The following is a 17,791-nucleotide window of genomic DNA, read 5'->3' on the forward strand; positions in this document are numbered from 1 at the left end:
ACGACCCTGCGTGAAGAGAGCGCAAATGCTATCGCGATCCCGGCTCCAGCGGAACCATAACCCGGCCCTGCTCCACCTCGCCGCTGGTTCTTACGGCCTCGCGGCTGAGCCTGCCAGGGTCAATGCCATTATCGACCAGCGCCCGCTCAATAGCTGCGGCCCGGTCTTCCGCAAGTTGCCGCAGGGCGCCTGGCTCGGGGCTCTCCTCACCCACAAGCTGCCGCAGCAGTGTCTGGGCCCACTCGGGGCTGCTCCGGCGCGGACCCGCGTCTGTATCGCGTGCCCTGACCTGGCTCTCAAGTGCAGACTCTCCCTCTAGCTCCACCAGAAGGCTCTCCAGCTTGTCAATCAGAGGCCCCAGCCCTTCGGCTGGAAGGCTGACGCCGCGTTCGGCCAGAACCAGCGCAGGCCCGTCCCAGTCGGGGGCGCTGACGCCGCGAAATTGCAGGGAAATAGCCGGCCGCTCGTTCAGGGCCTCGGTCAGTGCCTGCAGCTCTTCGTTTTCTTTCGCCGGAAGCTCTGCCGAACCGGGGGCGAAGCCAGTGTTGCCGAGGTCCTCGTCAGACCCACCAATATTGACGAGGTTGCCGAGTAAAGAGAACGGTGCGGTTGCGGCACGAGCCACCAGCCCGCTGAAGGTGCTGAGAATCACCTCGCTGAAATTGAAGCTGGGATCGCTGAGGCTGCCGTTAACCGGCAGCTCAACTGATATTGTGCCACTGCGATCCCTTAGTAGCGCGAGCCCCAGCTGTACCGGCGCATCCACCGCCTGAGGGCTGTCGACGTTTTCTCCCAGCCTGAAATCATGCAGTACGACGTCGTTGGAGCCATCGAGCTGGTCACCTACGATGGTGTAATCTAGGTCCAGGGCCAGTCGTCCTGACTCCACCTTGTAACCGAGGTAACGTGCCACGTAGGGCGTGAGAGGTGGAATGGCGATGTTATCGCCGACCAGATCGAGCACGCTGGTATCGTTCTGCCCCAGTGCCCCGATAGTGCCTTCCAGCACAAGGCTGCCCTGTTCCGCGACATCCCCTTCGAGCCTGACTTCTGCGCGTTGCGGCTTTTGGTTGCCCAATGCCAGCAACTCTCCACTCAGGTTGTGGATGCGGGTCTGAAACCCGCCTTCGATGGACCGGTCGTCAATGACAATGGCCGCGCTTTCAAGCCCGAGCCGCTGGATGCGGAGGGCAAAACCGACCGTATCGTTGCCATCCCCGTCGGCCCCGGCGGTTTCAGTTTCAGCGCTGGCGGTCTCGCCCTCTTCGTCGTCGGCGGTGACACGGGAAACACTATTTTTGCCGTCGGGCAAGCGGACATAGGTAAACTCTGGCCCGGTCCAGCGGATCTCCGGTATATCCACCGTCAAGGGTTCCAGCTGAACCCTGAGGGGATTCAGGCGCAGGCTCGTCCACGACAGAAACGGTGATTCCAGCTCCACCAGCTGGGTCTGGACTGCGTCGGCTGAGAGCGTCCCTTCGATGCTGCCGGTCAGTTTCGGCTTCTGGTCATCCAGGCTTACGGTGCCGTCAAAGTCGAGGGTACCGGCGGCCAGTTCCAGATTTACCGCTTCGTTGAGGTAAGCCTGGTAGTTCGCCAGACTGACGTCGCTGAGTTGAACCGATGATTCGAGCGTGAACGGGCTCAGCGTAAACTCGCCATTGAGCTGGCCTGTGCCTTTGTCGCTGCCCGTCACCTGCAGGGCTATGCCAACCGGGCTGTCGGGGTCGCCGGTCAGGTCGGTAAGTTCGAGCTCAATCTGATCAAGCTGGATCTCGGCCGGTTCAGATAGCGCCCGATCACGCCAGTTGAGGACCCCACTCTCAAGGGCGACCTGCTCTACCTGCCAACTGAAAGACGTCTCGTCGTTGTCCGACCCGCTATCGCTTTCATCGCCTTCGCTTCCATCGTCTTCAGCGTCTGCGGCCCAGTTGAGTGTTCCGTCCTCAGCTCGGCGCAACAGTAAGGACCAGTCTGCCGCGCTGATACTGCCGACCTGAAGCCGCATCCGCGACAAGTCAAAGCTGAGCCCTTGCGCTTCTAGCTGGTCCACTTGCAGCGCGGGCTGGTCGTTGGAAGTGGCACTTATAAAGACTTCGCTATTTCTTATTGAGAGTTCACCGTCGTCGAGCTGGAGCTGCTCCGTGTCAGAGAACTGATAGTTGCTCTTGTAGTCTATCCGTCCCTGGCGCCAATCATACGGCGTGTCCCGGCCGACGAAATGCCAGAGCGCGTCGGCCGCAAGATTCTGCAGCTCGAAATCGCCGCTGGAGCGGAAAGGCATCAGACTGATATCGCCCTGCCAGATAAGTTTCTGATCATCGCCGAGAGTGGCCGAAAGATAGTAGCGCCCGGCATCACCGGAGTTCTCAAAAGTCGCTACACCGCTGAGATCAAACGCTATCGGGCTGATCTGGAACTCCTGCGTGGTTTCGCCACGTCGGTCGCGCAACAAAATTTTGCCGGCTGTGATCTGGGCATTTTCGATGACGAGGGGGAACGCTCCGCTGGAGCCTTCGCTGCTTTCTCCAGGGCCGTTCTCGCCAGAGCCGCTGTCGCCACCCTTTGACTGTCCGGCGTCTGCTGCCTGGGGGCTGTTATTCCGCCAGTCGGCCAGAATGTTGAGATTGCCCTCCGGGCCGATTTCCAGGCGCAGATAGGGCTCATCCAGAAGGAACTCGTCAATACCGATCTGGGCCAGAAATAACTGAAGAAAGGATACGTTAAGATGGAATTTTTCCGCCCGGGCAACGACCTCCCCTGCGGAATCGGTGGCAGAGAATCCCGTTACGGTGACACTCAGGGTGAACGGGTTGGCGCTGATATCGCGGGTTTGCGTCTGCCAGCCAAGGTGACGCTGAGCCTGCTCGGGGAGCTGGCGTTCGAGCCACCAAGGGACGACGAGGAAGCCAAAAGCGCTATAGATCAGTATTAGCAGGGCGAGCGCCAGCCCGACCCAGCGCGGCCATTTTCGTTTCGGTTGAGTACGGTTATCTTGGGCCACGGCGCCCGGCTCCCTTAGGCTGGTGACAGATTGGGGGACGTCCCATCTCCGAAAATCCCTTAAAGCAAAGACTATACAGGTTAGAATGACCTGACAAATGACAGAGCCGGAGGAACGAGATGGCACTACCCGATCGTCTGGAGCCGGCCCGGGCCGTGCTCGTTATTGTTGATATGCAGGGGCGCCTGGCCGAACTGATGATAGAAGCAGACTCCGTCAAGCGCGAGACGGTCCGGATGATAGGCGGGGCGGCGCTGTTCGGGTTGCCGGTGCTGTGTGTGGAGCAGCTTCCCGAAAAGCTGGGGCCTACAACTGCGTCGGTCGCCGAGGCCCTGGGAAGTATCGAGCGCATTCCCAAACAGACGTTCAGTGCCTGGCGGGAGCCCGTGTTTAACGAGCGGCTGACCGCCACGGGGCGTGATCAGGTTCTGCTCGCGGGCATGGAGAGTCATGTCTGCGTCTATCAGACTGGTATGGATCTGCTCGCTTCCGGTTACCAGCTATTCCCCCTCACCGACTGCATCAGTTCCCGACATCCCGGCAACCGCCAGCTAGGGGTAACGCGCCTGCAGCAGGCGGGTGCCGCGCTGAACTCGGTCGAAATGGCCCTGTTTGAGCTTCAGGCAGAAGCGTCGGGTGACCGTTTTCGGGCGATGATTGATCTGATTCGTTAACACGACAAAACAAAGACCCGGAGGACAGGTGCATGAACCTAGGTCAGCTCAGGCGTGACTTCGAAAGCGCAGGCCTGGAACGAACCGCGCTGGAAAACGATCCCATTCGGCAATTCGAGCGCTGGTTTATTGAAGCGCGTAACAGCGGTATCGAAGACGTTAACGCCATGGTGTTGGGCACTGCCAGTGCCAACGGCATGCCCTCCGTGCGAACCGTCCTGTTGAAGTCCTTTGACGAGCAGGGCTTTAGCTTTTTCACAAACTACGGCAGTCGCAAGGCGCAGGAACTGTCGGCCAACCCTCGCGCCTCGTTGCTGCTGCCCTGGCTGGCGCTGAACCGCCAGGTTGTTATCGAAGGAAGCGTTGAAAAGCTGCCGCGGGATCAATCCCAGGCCTATTTCAGTTCACGGCCCAGGGCGAGCCAGTTGGGTGCCTGGGCCTCCCGTCAGAGCAGTGTTCTGGACTCACGCGAGACCCTGGAAGAACGGCTTCAGGCCCTTGAAAAACATTATCGGGATGAAGAGGTTCCGTTACCGGATTTCTGGGGTGGCTACCTCGTCAAGCCGCGCCGGCTAGAGTTCTGGCAGGGTCGCCCCAGCAGGGTGCACGACCGCTTCGAATACAGCCTTGAAGACGGCCAGTGGCACATCCGGCGCTTGCAGCCCTGACCATGGGTTCGCGGTGCGACCCGGCGGAGCCTCGGGTAAGTGGGCTTGTCGTCCCCCCGCGAGTGCGCCTGGCAGTGGCGGGAAGCGATGTTCCAGCCCAGCCGCCCCACTGGTTCTCAGCGCCTGAAACGCACCGGTGGGCCAGCCTTGGAGCCCGCCGCAAGCCTCTGTTCCTGGGGTCTCGTGTCCTGCTGCGCAATCTGCTGGCCGATGCCGGAGGCGGGTCGCCAGAGCAATGGCTTCTGGACGGTCGTGGTGCTCCGCTGGATTCGGCGTCGGGCCTGAAAACGTCCATCAGCCATCACGCTGCTCGAGTTGCAGTGGCGGTTTGCGGTGCGACGGATGGGTTGGGTGTTGATCTGGAGCGACCGCGCGACGTTGTGGATAGCGGCCGGATCGCTGCTCGCTGGTTCAGTGCCGATGAGCAGGCCCTGCTTGCCCAGGCGGAAGCAAAGCAGATGAACGCGCTTTTCTACCGGCTCTGGACCTTGAAGGAAGCCTGGGTAAAAGCGACCGGGCGGGGGCTGGCGGGGAACTTCCAGGCAATCCAAGCAGAGATAGACCCTGTTTCTGGTTGGCGCCTGACAGCGGATACGGCAGCCACAGGCTGGCAGGCATGGTCCGGTAAGGTTGAGGAGGACTGGCTGGCTGTGGTTTGGAATTCTAACAAACAGACGCCTCCAAGCATCTCCACGGCGACATTGTTTGCGGATCGATGCGGAGAGGTTCGAGCGGAAATGCCGGCAGCGACGATCCATCTGCCCGTTGAGCCTCGGTTATGATGCCGCTTGCAGCGGCTGAGTCTTAAACTGCCACTGCCAAAGAGTTTCGTCCATCGCCTTCGGCGCTGACCGAGTCACTTCTTTGTCAGTAGCGACAAAGAAGTAACCAAGAAAACGCCACCCCCTTCCTGCCGCCTGCTGCGCAAGCGGTTCGCTGCGCTTCTCCCAGGCCGGGGGCGTGCTCTAAACTCGCTACGCTCAGACAACGAGCCCGCTGATCCCCGACCTGCTGCGATGCTCGCCAGTTCAAAGGGGGAGGGGGTGGAAGTCAGATTGGGGTTGTTTACCGCTTGGCAGCGGCTAAGTCTCAAGCTGAACTGTCACTGCCAAAGTAACCCCATGGAAAAGGCGGTGCTGTAAAGCTCCGAGCAGCATATTTCTCTCGACCGCATATCCCCTTCCATGGCGCGAACGATTGCGCGGCATGACTCACCGTATTACACCACGAGCTGACCATCGTCACTGTAGCCGCTAGGCGGCAACAATGGCGTACTCGTGGTTATAAGGCTCGATAAGAACCTTGTGCAGGCTCGCTATGGCGCGGTTGTAGTGCTCTTCCTTCACCACAAACTGCATGTCCACCTGGCGCATACACTGATGGATCGCCAGAATAGTGATCTCTTCGTCCGCCAGTGCGTTCACAGTCTTGGCCAGCATGCCGGGAATCTGCATGTCGCTGCCGATAGCGGAGACGATGGAGATCTTACGGGTTGAAATTTCGGCCTGGGGAAACGCCTGCTCCAGCTCCTTGACCACGCGCTTGACGTACTTGAGGGTACTGTCCACATAGTGCGTGATGGTATTGGCGTTGGTGTCCTTGGTGATAAAACGCACCTTGAACCGCGCCAGAATATCGAGGATCTTCCGGTCGGCACCAGGCTCGCCGAGCATGTCCTGGTCAAACACCTCGATCGCAAAAACGCCCTTGCGGCCCGCTATGATCTCAACCTGGGGTTTCTCGCTGACGTAATCCCGGGTGATCAGGGTGCCGGTATGCTCAGGTTCAAACGTGTTCTTGACCCGTAGCGGGATGTCGTTCTGCCGGAGGCCCTTGGCGGCGCGGGGGTGAATCGCTTCCATGCCCAGGTTAGCCAATTGGTCAGCCACATCGTAATTGGTCCGACCGAGCGGCACGACCTTGTCTTCTCCGCAGATCTTCGGATCAGCGGAGCTCAGGTGGAACTCCTTGTGAACGATCGCTTCAGCGGCGCCCGTAATGCAGGCGATACGGCTGAAAGTCATTTCGCTGTAGCCCCGATCGAATGTGCGCATCAGGCCTTCCTTGCACTGGGCGTAGCCCGTCACAATCGGCAACTCGCGGCTCAGCTCTACCTGGTCAAACGCGGTTTTGATCTTTTCATCCAGCGGAACCAGGTCCGTGTCGCGCCAGCCGGTCAGGTCGACCATGCGGGCATTAATGCCGTCGTTCTGCAGCAGCAACGTCGTGTTGAAGGCACTATGCGCCTCGCCGATGCCGGCGAGCATTTCACGGACGGTCAGGAGGTGTTCCTCCAGCTGGAAATGGCCATACGAGCAGAGCCGCTGCAGATCGATGAGACAGCTTCGCACCCCTTCGATACGGTCAAGGATAAACTGATCGGCCTGTTGCACCAGCATGGGGTCGCGAAAGAGGGTCTTGTTGATTTCGCAGAGGTGCTTGCTGAGCTTGCTGAGGTCGTCTCCCCAGGCCCACTCGGAATCGGTATCGGCAAAGAGGCCGTATACCCCCGGCTCGCCGGTCTTTTTGTGTTCCAGCAGTTCGTCGGTAACACCGCCGTATGCTGAAACCACAAAGATACGGTTGTAGATATCTTCCTTATCGCGGTTGCCGATGATGATGTTGTCGCGCACTGAAGCGTAATCGCTCATCGACGTGCCGCCGATCTTTTCTACAGTATGTGTCATGGTCCTGTTCTTTCAGTTGCTGTGTTGACGGCCAGTGCCCGTGACACTGGCGCAAACCTCAGGAAACCCTTGGCTGTCAGTCAGCGATCTGATAAACACCGTCAGCGTCATGGGTTTCTTGGCCGCTCAGGGGCGGGTTGAACGCACAGGCGACGACCATGTCTTCCTTCCCGCCGCGGAGCATGTGCTCATCGTGCTGGTCGAGGATATACACCGTGCCCGGAACGATCTTGTAGACCTTGTTGTCCGCCAGCGTCTGAACTTCGCCATCGCCGGAGATGCAATAGACGGTCTCAAGGTGATTCTTGTAGTGGATATGGGTTTCTGTACCGGCCTTGATAGTCGTGATATGAAAGGAGAAACCCATGCCATCGTCTTTCAGGCTCAGCCGCACGCTGTCCCAATTATCGGATTTCATGTGGCGGTCGGTGTTACGGACTTCATCAAGTGTGCGAACAATCATAAACCTATCCTTTTGTCAGAGTCGGAGCCAAGGCTATCCTGGCACCGTACCAAACCTGGTGCTTTTTAGACCAGGGCTTTGATGCGTCGTGCCAGTTCCCTCGACGCTGTAAGCTTCAGGACGCCTGACTCATCTGTCCTTTCATGACTTCGTCGACGCTTTCGGACAACAGCTTCAACCCTTTCTTGAGGTCGTCCTCGGTAATGGTCAGTGGCATCAGGCACTTGACAACCTCGTCTTCCGGCCCGGCTGTCTCGATGATGAGATTGCGGGTGAACGCAGCCTTGGAAATCTGTCCGGCGATGTCGCCGCTCTGACAGGCGATGCCGCGCATCATGCCCCGGCCTTTCAGCTTGAACTGGCCAGAGCCATACTTGTCGCAAATGGCCTTGAGGCCGTCGCGGAGAATCTCGCTTTTGGCGCGTATCTCCTTCAGGAAGTTGTCGTCACGCCAGTAAGTTTCGATCGCCGTGCGCGCGGTGACAAACGCCATGCTGTTGCCACGGAAAGTTCCGTTGTGCTCGCCTGAAGCCCAAACGTCCAGTTCCGGCTTCAGCAGAACAAGCGCCATTGGCAGACCATATCCGCTCAGCGATTTCGAAACCGTGACGATATCGGGAGTAATGCCGGCCTCTTCGAAGCTGAAGAAGTCACCTGAACGGCCGTTGCCGGACTGAATGTCATCGACGATCAGCAGGATGTCGTGTTTTTTGCAGAGCTTCTCCAGGTCGCGCAGCCATTGTGCGCTGGCTGCGTTCAGGCCGCCCTCGCCCTGAATCGCCTCAACGATGACTGCAGCTGGCAGGTCGACCCCACTGGAATTGTCGGACAGCATCTTGTCCATCATCCGGATGGTGTCGACTTCGTCGCCCAGATAATTGCAGTAGGGCATGAAACTGACGCTACCCAGTGGTACTCCGGCTCCGCCCCGGTGGTGCTTGTTGCCGGTTGCAGCTACGGCCCCAAGTGAAACACCGTGGAAGCCGTTGGTGAACGAGATAATGCCATCCCGGCCTTTGACTTTCCGGGCCAGCTTCATCGCGGCTTCAACACAATTGGTCCCGGTCGGGCCGGTAAACTGCATCTTGTAGTCAAGACCCCGCGGCTCCAGGATCACCGTCTTGTAGCTCTCCATGAAGTCGTACTTGGCCCGGGTGAACATATCCAGGCCCTGGCTGACGCCATCGCTTTCGATATAGGCCAGCAACGCTTTCTTCAGGTGGTCATTGTTGTGGCCGTAATTGAGCGATCCCGCGCCGGCAAGGAAGTCCAGGTAGGCTGTGCCGTCTTCGGCGTAGAGTGTAGCGTTCTTGGCCCGGTTGAAAATAATCGGGAAAGCGCGTGAATAAACCCGTACTTCTGATTCGGTATTCTTGAACATTTCCATAGCGAACGATGCCTCTTAGCATGTCAGGTTCGAGGTTAAAGGTTTAAAGAAGTGGAGCCCGGTCAAAGGGACCGATACGCAACAGGTATTCAGAATCGTGCTGGCCGCCAAAGTGGGTGTCATGGTCAAACTTCAGCGAACGCTGTGTTTCTGCGTTGAGGTCCCGTGCAAGCGACATAAACAGCCCCCAGGACGCCTCGTTGTCGTCTGTTATGGTGGTGTCCATGTAGCGAACGTTTTCGCACGCGGGGCGACGCAAAATCTCTTTCAGCATTCGCTTGCCCAAACCGTGTCCCCGACCTGAAGCATGTACGGCGACCTGCCAAATGAAGATCGTGTCTGGTTGAGCCGGTGGAATATAACCAGAGATAAACCCCACCAGTTCTCCGTTTCTATCTGCCGCCACGCTGGTGGGCGCAAAATGTGTGCAATGCAGCAGGTTGCAGTAGACCGAATTCGGGTCCAGGGGCGCGCAGGCGTCGATCAGGCGGTGAAGCGGGTAGCCGTCTTCAGCGCGGGGTTCCCGTAAAATGATCTCGTTGATGTTATCGCTGGCACGACTCATGGAGGTCCTTAGCTTTTAGGTTATCCATTAGAGGTGAATTCAATTTAGAACCTCTTGTGCACAAAATGCTGTCTTTTTTATGGTATGTCGTTGATTTTAATGATTGCATTTTGTGCGCTGGGTAGCAGTTTGAGTTTAGAAATTATATAGACCTCAAAAGAAAAATCAAATCGAGCTTCGCCTCTGGCAGTATCCCCGGTCCGCAAAAGCGCCCCGCTGTGAGGGTGAAGAGTCCGAAGCTCTGTACAAGCTTACGCCGCAGCTAAAATCAGCGTAGCTACCAAAAGGTTAATAAAATTAAATGTCTGTGAGCAGGTTCGGACGAGGTCGGGGGACGCGGGCCGAGGTGAATCGTTACCATTAAAGCTCGGTAAAAGGCGGGGCTGCGCGCGTGCTGTCTATTGAGCCTGTTGAGCGAATCGTGCTTCCATGGCGGCCAGAACTAACCACCGTGACCGCCGGGCCACTCCGGCCTGGCGAAGGACATCCTCATGAACCTGATTCTTAATGGCCGGTGGTTGCTGGCTATGATCTGCCTGCTCTGCGCGGGCGCTGGGTACGCCGACAACCGGTATATCGAGTCGATTGCGAGCGAGAAAAGCTACGCTGATACGGTAATCGCGTTACGCAATGCTATAAACGCTGGCAACGCGAAGATATTTCAGGAGGTCGATCACCGCAATAATGCGGTCGGGACGGATGTAAAACTGGTGCCGAGCCGCGTATTCATTTTCGGCAACCCGAAGGTGGGCGCGCGGCTGATGGAGTGCGCGCCGTTGGCGGCGGTTGAACTGCCGTTGCGAATGCTGATACGTGAAGACAGTCAGACACAAACCCGCCTGTACTGGGTTAAAGCCAGCACCCTGCTTGAACGCTATGAGGACTCGCCCAGCGACGAATGCCGGGTCCTGGCCGACCGCATCGACAGTCATCTAGAGGACCTGGCGAGCACTGCCGCAAAGGCCGAGTAGGCTACTGAGCAGACCGTACAGGTCGACGAACTAGCGCAGCGCGGGGTTAAGCGTATAGGTCCCGGTTATACTGGCCTGGTCGAGCACGTGCCCCTGCATAGCCGCAAGCAGATCCTGGCCGCGGAAGCCCTCCGGGAGATCCAGAGACGTAACATCAAGCGCGTATACCGTAAATTCGTAATGGTGCATCCGCTCGTCATTCCATGGCGGGCACGGACCGTCATAGCCACCATACTTGCCTTCCATGTCCGGGTTACCGGCCATGAACTCCGTAAAGTTGTTGACCCCACGGACGCCTACTTCGACGGGACCGTATGGTTTGCCTTTGGCGACCACTTCGTCGGAGTCTTCACCCTCGACGAGAAAGTGAACTCCCGACGGAATGTCCGCCAATAGCCAGTGGAAGAAGTCGACCCGGGGGAGATCCGCGGGAATCGTCTTGCCGTCCTGATTGGCGTCAGAGGCATCGCCGGGCACATCCGGGTCCTTCATTACCAGGGCAAAGCTCTTCGTATCCTTGGGGAAATCGGTCCAGCGAATATCCGGGCTCATGTTGGCGCCGAAGGTCATATGCTCCTTTGGGTCAGGGATACCGAACGCGAACCGCTCGGGGATAGGCTTGTCGTCTTCGATGCCTTTAATGGTCAGTCGCATGGCCGTGCTCCGTGAAGGGTTGATCAGTTACCTGGCGCATAGCCGGCTCCAAGGGCCGGCGTTATTGCGATCTTTTCCTATGTGACGCCAGGTTTCAAGCCTGTGGCCTGGTGTCTGTCTGCTGGTACTGTCTGCTGCTACTGTCTGCTAGTACTATCTGCTAGTACTGTCTGCTAGTACTGTCGCTGGTACAAGGGAGGAAAAGCCCGATAGACTGGCTACTTCTTTCCAGCGAGACCGATCCCATGTTACGACGGCATCTCAAAGTCGCCTCCGCCTCTGCAGGCTTTCGCGTGCTGTTGGGCGTCGCACTGGCAACTCTGCCCCACCTTGTCGCAGCGCACTCCTACCAGACAGGTGCGCTGCAGATCGACCATCCCAGTTCGCGTGAAACGGCGCCTGGAGCGCCAAACGGCGTCGGCTATCTGCGCATCGAGCACAACGGCGAGCAGGTCGATCGTTGGCTGGCGGCCGAATCACCGCGGGCGCGGCGCGTTGAATTGCACAAGAGTCGTGAAAACGACGGTATGCGATCAATGAAGCATGTCGCGTTACCGCTGGAACTTCAGCCGGGGGAGACGTTTGAGCTGCAGCCCGGGGGCTATCACCTCATGCTGATGGGCCTCGACCGGCCTCTCAGAGCAGGCGAGCATGTTCCCCTGAAATTACGCTTCGAGCGCGCCGGCGATATTGAGGTGGAGCTCGTTGTGGAAGAGCTGGGCGGCGCGGGAAAAGAGGCTTCTCCCGGTAGTTCACACGCAGGACACTAACGCTTCCTGAGTTTCAGGCCCACCTTGGTCACCTGATCACCATCGATCGAGTTGACTACCAGCATAACGGCACCCAGGTCGAGCCGGTCACCCACCACGGGGTGGCCTCGCTGGGCTCGGGCAAAGCACTCGGCGAGGGTCAGTGCGGAGTCGAAGCGTTCCACTTTTATGCCGTAAACCGCTTCGATATCGCTGAGAGTGGCATCGCCCTGGAGTATAAACTCACCAAAGAACCGACGATCGGTAAGTCGCTCCGGTGGCTCATGCCGGCCCAACAGGTGCCCAACATCCGTGGTCTGGTCGGTGTGCGAGAATACGGCCGCAACGTCCTCTTCCTGCAACTCCACCCCCGGGCGGGGATCGATCAGAGTGCCCTGTCTGAAAATGGCTGCCAGCCGGGATTCTGCCGGCAGGTGCAGGTCGATTACCGGTAATGGTCGTTTCCAGCGCTCACCCTTGAGCTCGACCATGAGCAGCTCGTGTTCGCCGATCGCCGGATGGTTCAGCGATATACGCCGTTGGGCCTCCCGCCGTGCCGGGACCTCAAGCTTGAGTAGCCGGGCAAATGGCGCAAGCGTCGAACCCTGTAAGACCAGGCTGGTCAGTACAACAACAAAGGCTATCTGAAATACAATTCCGGCATCAGGTAGCTCCGCGATCAGCGGGAATAGCGCCAGAACGATCGGCACAGCGCCCCGCAACCCGACCCAGCCGATAAACAGGTGCTCGTTGCGCGAAAAGCCGAAGGGCAAGAGCGAAACAACGGTCGCAAGGGGGCGCGCGACAAATATCAGCACCAGGGCGATCAGAAGGGCGAGCGGAGCGCTGGCCACGAGCAGGGAAGGGGTCACCAGGAGCCCCAGCAAGAGGAACAGGACCAGCTGTGCCAGCCAGGCCAGCCCATCATGGATCTGCAGGATTGACGGCATCATGCGGATTTTCCGGCTCGCGAGCACGACGCCCATCAGGTAGATCGCCAGAAAGCCGCTCCCGCCGAGCAAGCTCGTAGCGCTGAACACGGCGATGCCACCGGCAACAACCAGCAAGGGGTACATGGCCGCGACCAGGTTGACACGGTTGACCACGGCGGCCATTGCGAAGCCGCCGGCCAAACCCCCCAGTGCACCCAAGCCAAATTGCTGCACCAGCATCAGCAGACCCTCCAACAGGGTGGCGCCGCCTGAGGCGAGCAGTTCAATCAGCACCAGCGTCAGGAAGATCGCCATGGGGTCGTTGCTACCCGACTCTATCTCCAGGGTTGCTTCCACACGTTCGTTGATGTGCAGGCCCCGCCCCTGCAGTAGAGAAAAGACCGCAGCTGCGTCGGTAGAAGAAATAATGGCGCCGATCAGGAGCCCGAACAGCAAGGGCAGGTCCAGCAGCCAGGCTGCGAACAGCCCGCAAACGCCAGCTGTTACCACCACCCCGACCGTGGCGAGAACCAGCGCCGGCTTCAGTCCTACCCGGAACGACTTGACCCGTGTGCGCATCCCTCCGTCGAGAAGGATGATGGCAAGGGCCAGGTTACCGACGAGGAAGGCAGTTGGAATGTCATCAAACTGGAGACCGCCTGGGCCCTCCTCGCCTGCGAGCATGCCCACGCCGAGGAAGAGCAACAGCACTGGCATTCCGATTTTTGAAGAGAGCGAACTCAGCAGGATGCTCAGAACGACGAGGAAGGCGCCGCTCAACAACAGGGTGGTATCCATTCACGTCTATCCGGGCGAGCTTTAGTTCTGGATTATGCCGGGCGGGGCCTTGGAAATCACGCTCTTAGGTGCGGTCTATTGAAGGAAAAGCGTCCGATCGCCGCGAGGGAAGCGGCCAGAATGAATGCAGGAACCCAGCTGGGGGGTCTATCTGTTGATCAGCTGTATTGCGGAAGAATCGGGTCAGGCCTACTATAGCGGTCACGCGGGTGTAGCTCAGTTGGTAGAGCATCAGCTTCCCAAGCTGAGGGTCGCGAGTTCGAATCTCGTCGCCCGCTCAATCTATAGGCGGTTTAAGCAGATTTCCCAGCGCTGCTGCGAACGCGACAGAGGCGGGCCAGCTCTCTCTGCACCCGCCGCACCAGCTTGATTAATCCAATACGTAGTAACGACTGATCTTATCGTTGTCGACCAGTATTACCAGTTGTTCACTAGTGTTTCCAGCTGGTTTGTAAAAGCCATAGCCTTGGAAGCTACCTTCCTGTTCAGAAGGTGTGAAATCCGTAGATGAGCTAGCTTGGCAATTGGACGCAACGTAATCAATTTTGAAAACATTCACGCTTGGATCAGGAACACTTGCAGTACCATTAAAAGTACAGCTTGCACCGCCGCCGCCGCCGCCTACGGTTCCGTCTTCTGAAATGCTGAAGGTAGTGTTTACTGATGGAGTTTGCGTGTCTGTCCAATCGCTTGAAGCGATCTTACTCAAGCTGACACCGAGGGCAGAGACCTTGTCCTGCCGCTCAAACGCGAATGTACTCTCCTTCTCTCCATCTGACATTCGAAAGCTTTCACCTTCAAAGTACGATGCGTAGCTCTGCCCCTCAATGTTTCCCTGAAAGTTACCGGTTGAGGGTCGGCCACCGCGGTACTGCTCCAGAACGCCTACGAAATTATTATCCTCAAACTCGATGATCCCTGTTGCGTAAGTGCCTGGTGCTCGATTCACGAAGTTAGCAGTATTGCCGTCGGGGTTTCTTGAAAGGAGAAGGATACCGCTACCCGAACCTGCTCCCTCTTCAGTGATTGTGCCGTTGTATGAACCTGATAAAGCAGGCCCTGGATTTACCGTTTTGGATTCTTCTCCACTCTCATCATCCGATCCACTTCCCCCGCCACTGCTACAGCCCGTAAGCAGAACGGCCAAACTTAAACCTAATCCCAGGTACCACGACGATTTCATTTTGCTCTCCTTCACCCTGGTCAATTGCGCTAGTGTTGCGGTAATTTTAATGCTTGCAGGTGAAACCTTACAGTTGAGTAGGGCCAATGTCTGGTTACGTTTACGACATAAGCTGTTCATGAATCCCTGTACAAAATTTGCGCATTAGCAAGCTATTATTGCCCCAATAGCGTAGAATCGTTCGCCTGTAAAACTTTTCCGGTACCAATAGAGAGCGTAGCGAACGACATGGCAGCTAAAGGCAAGCGTAAAGCGAACGATGTAGCAGAAACCCATCAAACCATCGAAGAGCAGACCCGGGCTTTCCTCAAGTCCGGTGGCGCGATCGAACAGGTTCGCTCTGGGGTAAGTGGCCAGGCAAGCCTGGGCGGTCCCAAGCCAAGTGCTTTCGCCAGCAAGCGTCAGGGTTAGGCCAAGCCTCGGCTAGCTTCGCCGCTGCGGGTCTTGGCCGACGGCTGTCGCAGGAGCTTTAGCGAGAGGCTGGGGCCGGACCTTAGCTAATAGGCAGTTGGGCACGCCGGCACGCTACATTTTTTTTCCCTTGAGCTTTCGGTTAGCTGTGATTTTGGGGGGCGTGCCTTGCCGGGATGATCCCTGCTTTCAGGTGCTGCCGCCTTCGCAGTACAGGCCCGCGCTTGCGACGCCGCGTCGTTACAATCCAGTTGCTCTAGGGCGATGGCAAGATTGTTCCATGCCGGGCTGTATTCCGGTTTGCGCTCCAGCAGCCCTCTGAAACCGTGCGCTGCTTCTGAATACTCCCCCTGAGAAAGCGCCAGATTAGCTTGGGCAAAAGCGGCGGCTGTGTTATCGGGCCAGGTTGAACTGGCCGTGGCGTAGGCGACTCTGGCGGCATTGCTCCGGCCCGTCAGCTCCAGATCATGGGCAGCCCGAACATAAACGAGAGGCCTGGCAGTTTCCGGTAACTTATCGGGCGGTAAGATAACCCGCGCCCAGCGCCCTCCCCGTTCCCAGGTGTTGGTGAAGCTGCTGAAGGATTCGCGCTTCTCGGCCTTAAGCCCCGAGTGCAGAATGAGCTCGCGCGCTGGCAAGTCGTAGCCGATCACAACCGCGAAATGCCACATCGGCCACCAATCCAGACCCAGGTTCTGTAATACCAGTACCGGATTGCCCCCGTTCACTTCTTGCAGAATCGCGTCCAGCCGTTGCTCAAGCGGATAGACGAGCAGATCATACTGCCGGGCCGCGGCCACCATCTCCACTTGCAGGCTACCCTGGCGCCCGGGCAGGTAAACCATGGGCCGGAGTTCCACGGGACTGGCGTTCGCGCCGCTGTAGTTGAGCACCATCGCCAGAGACGCCGGGCCGCACTGGTAGTCGGACTGGGGATAGAAAGGTACGGTTGAGAGTTTCTGCGCGGGCGGCAGGGAGGCGAGCGTTGTGCTGTCCAGCCGAGGCTGACCGGCGCAACCGGTCAACCCCAGCAGAGCAGCTACCACGGCTATTCCGAGCCAGCCCATGCCCCTCTGGTGGCGGGGCCGGTTCACGGGCCAAGTGGACATCGGCTTAATTGATGCAGTTGACGAAACTGTAGATGTCCGTTGCGCAAAGCATGTCGGTAACAATGAAGACCAGCAGGAAGAACACGATGATCCCGACCGCACCGCCGACACCTGCCGCCGCGGGCGCTTCGTCAAGCTGTTGGTTAAAGTCGGCCAGTTCTGCCGCTGTCAGACTGTTAATGCGGTTTTCTATCTGGGCCGGATCGACGCCGAGGTCGGCCAGCTTCTGTTTGACCTCGTCATTGCCGAGCATTGATTTCAGTTGGTCGCGATCTACACGAACCTGCTCCGCAGCGAGCACTTCAGTGGTGCTGACCATGCCCGCGGGTGCCTGGGATGAGGCGGCTGCAGTGAGCGTGGTTGCGAACATGATCAGGGCTAACAGGACAGCGAGTGGACGTCTCCAGAACATTACTGCATTCATGAACTCTCTCCTTGGTATGCACGATCCGGAAGAAGGTTCTTCCGATACCCAGGATAGTGTCCGAGTCGGCCCGAGATGTATACCTAAGCACTGTTAATGGTTGTGAACGCTCAGTGGTTGTGAATGCCGGCATACCGCTGCCGCAAGCGACCTCGGAGCGGCTGCGCAGGGGTTATCAGGCTTTGGCCTGAAAGCTTCAGGAACGCGATTTCGGCCCCGCTGGCGGGGACAGCAGCACCGCGAGCCTCTGACGCAGGCTCAGACCCGGGCGTCCTGCGTCCCGGAACATCCTTTTCCACTCGTGAAAGGTCAGGGTCAGCGGGTTATGACTGTGGATGGGGTCAGGGATGCCAAATGCCGGCGGTTCGGCTTCAGACTCTTCCACAAACGTGCCGAATAGACGATCCCAGATGATAAGGATGCCGCCGTAGTTGCGGTCGATGTAGCGAGCATTGCGCCCATGATGGGCGCGGTGGTGGGACGGTGTGTTCAGCACCCACTCGAGGGGCCCCAGCTTGGGTACCAGCTGGCTGTGGATGAAGAACTGGTAGGCCAGGCTGATAGACACACTCAGCAGGACTGCCTCCGGCGGGAAGCCGACAATCACAAGCGGTATCCAGAAAACCCACATGCCGGACAGGGGGTAGGTCAGGCTCTGGCGGAACGCCGTGGAATAGTTCAGCCGCTCCGAACTGTGATGTACCACATGGGAGCACCAGCACCATCGAATACGGTGGTGCGCGAGGTGAAAGAAGTAATAGCAGAAGTCCTGCAGCAGCAGAAGCAGAAGCAGGGTCCAGGGCGTCAGCGGAATCTCAAACAGGCGATAATTGAACAGTGCGCCATATATCACAGCAACAGCGGTTATGGTGGCCGCCTCGCCGACCTGGTAGAGCGCAGCCAGGGCAGCGTTGCTGATGGTGTCGGTCCAGGTATAGCAGGCACTGGGCAAGTCGCTCCGCCGGCGCAGTGCAATAAACTCCGCCAGCATGGTCAACCCGAACAGTGGACCCAGCGCCAAAAGTAGCCATTGGGGGCTGAAGCCCAGTAAATCTTCCAACATCTCTCCTGCCCTTTCAGTAAGCCAGCACTAACCCGTATAAGGAAGAAGG

17 protein-coding genes and 1 tRNA gene are annotated in these 17,791 nt (G+C 58.2%); 7 read left to right on the forward strand and 11 right to left on the reverse strand.

Annotated features, from left to right (window positions below):
- Positions 1-28 precede the first annotated feature (28 nt).
- A complete protein-coding gene (locus tag soil367_RS00465; RefSeq protein ID WP_172962227.1) occupies positions 29-3,004 on the reverse strand; it encodes a DUF748 domain-containing protein in 2,976 nt (991 codons plus the stop codon).
- 119 nt (positions 3,005-3,123) lie between these two features.
- Here soil367_RS00465 and soil367_RS00470 point away from each other — a divergent pair, with 119 nt between their 5' ends.
- From soil367_RS00470 to soil367_RS00480, 3 genes are read left to right on the forward strand one after another with little or no spacing between them, the layout of a single operon-like run.
- Complete coding sequence (locus soil367_RS00470; RefSeq protein ID WP_136545867.1) at positions 3,124-3,678, forward strand: isochorismatase family protein; 555 nt, start codon at positions 3,124-3,126, stop codon at positions 3,676-3,678.
- A 32-nt stretch (positions 3,679-3,710) separates the two neighbouring features.
- Positions 3,711-4,346: a pyridoxamine 5'-phosphate oxidase gene (gene pdxH, locus soil367_RS00475; RefSeq protein WP_136545869.1), complete on the forward strand. Its 636-nt coding sequence runs from the start codon at positions 3,711-3,713 to the stop codon at positions 4,344-4,346.
- Positions 4,319-5,128: a 4'-phosphopantetheinyl transferase family protein gene (locus soil367_RS00480; RefSeq protein WP_136545871.1), complete on the forward strand. Its 810-nt coding sequence runs from the start codon at positions 4,319-4,321 to the stop codon at positions 5,126-5,128. Before pdxH ends, soil367_RS00480 begins: the two co-directional genes overlap by 28 nt.
- Positions 5,129-5,599: 471 nt before the next feature.
- Here soil367_RS00480 and soil367_RS00485 read toward each other — a convergent pair whose 3' ends face one another.
- From soil367_RS00485 to ectA, 4 genes are all read right to left on the reverse strand, one after another.
- Complete coding sequence (locus soil367_RS00485; RefSeq protein WP_136545873.1) at positions 5,600-7,033, reverse strand: aspartate kinase; 1,434 nt, start codon at positions 7,031-7,033, stop codon at positions 5,600-5,602.
- A 76-nt stretch (positions 7,034-7,109) separates the two neighbouring features.
- Positions 7,110-7,496 carry an ectoine synthase gene (locus soil367_RS00490; RefSeq protein WP_136545875.1) on the reverse strand — a complete coding sequence of 129 codons (387 nt, stop codon included), beginning with the start codon at positions 7,494-7,496 and terminating at the stop codon, positions 7,110-7,112.
- A 115-nt stretch (positions 7,497-7,611) separates the two neighbouring features.
- Positions 7,612-8,883, reverse strand: coding sequence for a diaminobutyrate--2-oxoglutarate transaminase (gene ectB / locus soil367_RS00495; RefSeq protein WP_136545877.1), 1,272 nt, complete (start codon positions 8,881-8,883; stop codon positions 7,612-7,614).
- A gap of 43 nt (positions 8,884-8,926) precedes the next feature.
- A complete protein-coding gene (gene ectA / locus soil367_RS00500; RefSeq protein ID WP_136545879.1) occupies positions 8,927-9,448 on the reverse strand; it encodes a diaminobutyrate acetyltransferase in 522 nt (173 codons plus the stop codon).
- A gap of 491 nt (positions 9,449-9,939) precedes the next feature.
- On the opposite strand from ectA, the gene soil367_RS00505 reads away from it, so the two are divergent.
- Positions 9,940-10,419 carry a DUF302 domain-containing protein gene (locus tag soil367_RS00505; RefSeq protein ID WP_136545881.1) on the forward strand — a complete coding sequence of 160 codons (480 nt, stop codon included), beginning with the start codon at positions 9,940-9,942 and terminating at the stop codon, positions 10,417-10,419.
- Positions 10,420-10,449: 30 nt separating this feature from the next.
- Here soil367_RS00505 and soil367_RS00510 read toward each other — a convergent pair whose 3' ends face one another.
- Positions 10,450-11,073 carry a YbhB/YbcL family Raf kinase inhibitor-like protein gene (locus soil367_RS00510; protein ID WP_136545883.1) on the reverse strand — a complete coding sequence of 208 codons (624 nt, stop codon included), beginning with the start codon at positions 11,071-11,073 and terminating at the stop codon, positions 10,450-10,452.
- A 245-nt stretch (positions 11,074-11,318) separates the two neighbouring features.
- Between soil367_RS00510 and soil367_RS00515 the strand changes: the two genes are divergently transcribed.
- The gene (locus soil367_RS00515; RefSeq protein ID WP_136545885.1) at positions 11,319-11,843 is read left to right on the forward strand and encodes a copper chaperone PCu(A)C; all 525 of its coding nucleotides are present in this window, start codon (positions 11,319-11,321) and stop codon (positions 11,841-11,843) included.
- Here the strand turns inward: soil367_RS00515 and soil367_RS00520 are convergent.
- Complete coding sequence (locus soil367_RS00520; protein ID WP_136545887.1) at positions 11,840-13,552, reverse strand: potassium/proton antiporter; 1,713 nt, start codon at positions 13,550-13,552, stop codon at positions 11,840-11,842. The two genes, soil367_RS00515 and soil367_RS00520, sit on opposite strands and share 4 nt — an antisense overlap.
- A 205-nt stretch (positions 13,553-13,757) precedes the next feature.
- Here soil367_RS00520 and soil367_RS00525 point away from each other — a divergent pair.
- Positions 13,758-13,830 (forward strand) — tRNA-Gly (locus soil367_RS00525).
- A gap of 92 nt (positions 13,831-13,922) precedes the next feature.
- Here the strand turns inward: soil367_RS00525 and soil367_RS00530 are convergent.
- Positions 13,923-14,735 carry a hypothetical protein gene (locus soil367_RS00530; protein ID WP_136545889.1) on the reverse strand — a complete coding sequence of 271 codons (813 nt, stop codon included), beginning with the start codon at positions 14,733-14,735 and terminating at the stop codon, positions 13,923-13,925.
- Positions 14,736-14,963: 228 nt separating this feature from the next.
- Here soil367_RS00530 and soil367_RS00535 point away from each other — a divergent pair, with 228 nt between their 5' ends.
- Entirely contained in the window at positions 14,964-15,146 is a 183-nt protein-coding gene (locus soil367_RS00535; RefSeq protein ID WP_136545891.1) for a hypothetical protein, read from the forward strand.
- 86 nt (positions 15,147-15,232) lie between these two features.
- Here soil367_RS00535 and soil367_RS00540 read toward each other — a convergent pair whose 3' ends face one another.
- The 3 genes from soil367_RS00540 to soil367_RS00550 form a co-directional block, all read right to left on the reverse strand.
- The gene (locus tag soil367_RS00540; RefSeq protein WP_172962228.1) at positions 15,233-16,192 is read right to left on the reverse strand and encodes a PA2778 family cysteine peptidase; all 960 of its coding nucleotides are present in this window, start codon (positions 16,190-16,192) and stop codon (positions 15,233-15,235) included.
- Positions 16,193-16,259: 67 nt separating this feature from the next.
- A complete protein-coding gene (locus soil367_RS00545; RefSeq protein ID WP_136545896.1) occupies positions 16,260-16,679 on the reverse strand; it encodes a PA2779 family protein in 420 nt (139 codons plus the stop codon).
- A 196-nt stretch (positions 16,680-16,875) separates the two neighbouring features.
- On the reverse strand, positions 16,876-17,742 hold the full coding sequence (locus tag soil367_RS00550; RefSeq protein WP_136545898.1) for a sterol desaturase family protein: 867 nt from the start codon (positions 17,740-17,742) through the stop codon (positions 16,876-16,878).
- Positions 17,743-17,791: the final 49 nt, after the last annotated feature.

The sequence above is a fragment of the Hydrocarboniclastica marina genome, from assembly GCF_004851605.1.
GTDB lineage: Bacteria > Pseudomonadota > Gammaproteobacteria > Pseudomonadales > Oleiphilaceae > Hydrocarboniclastica > Hydrocarboniclastica marina.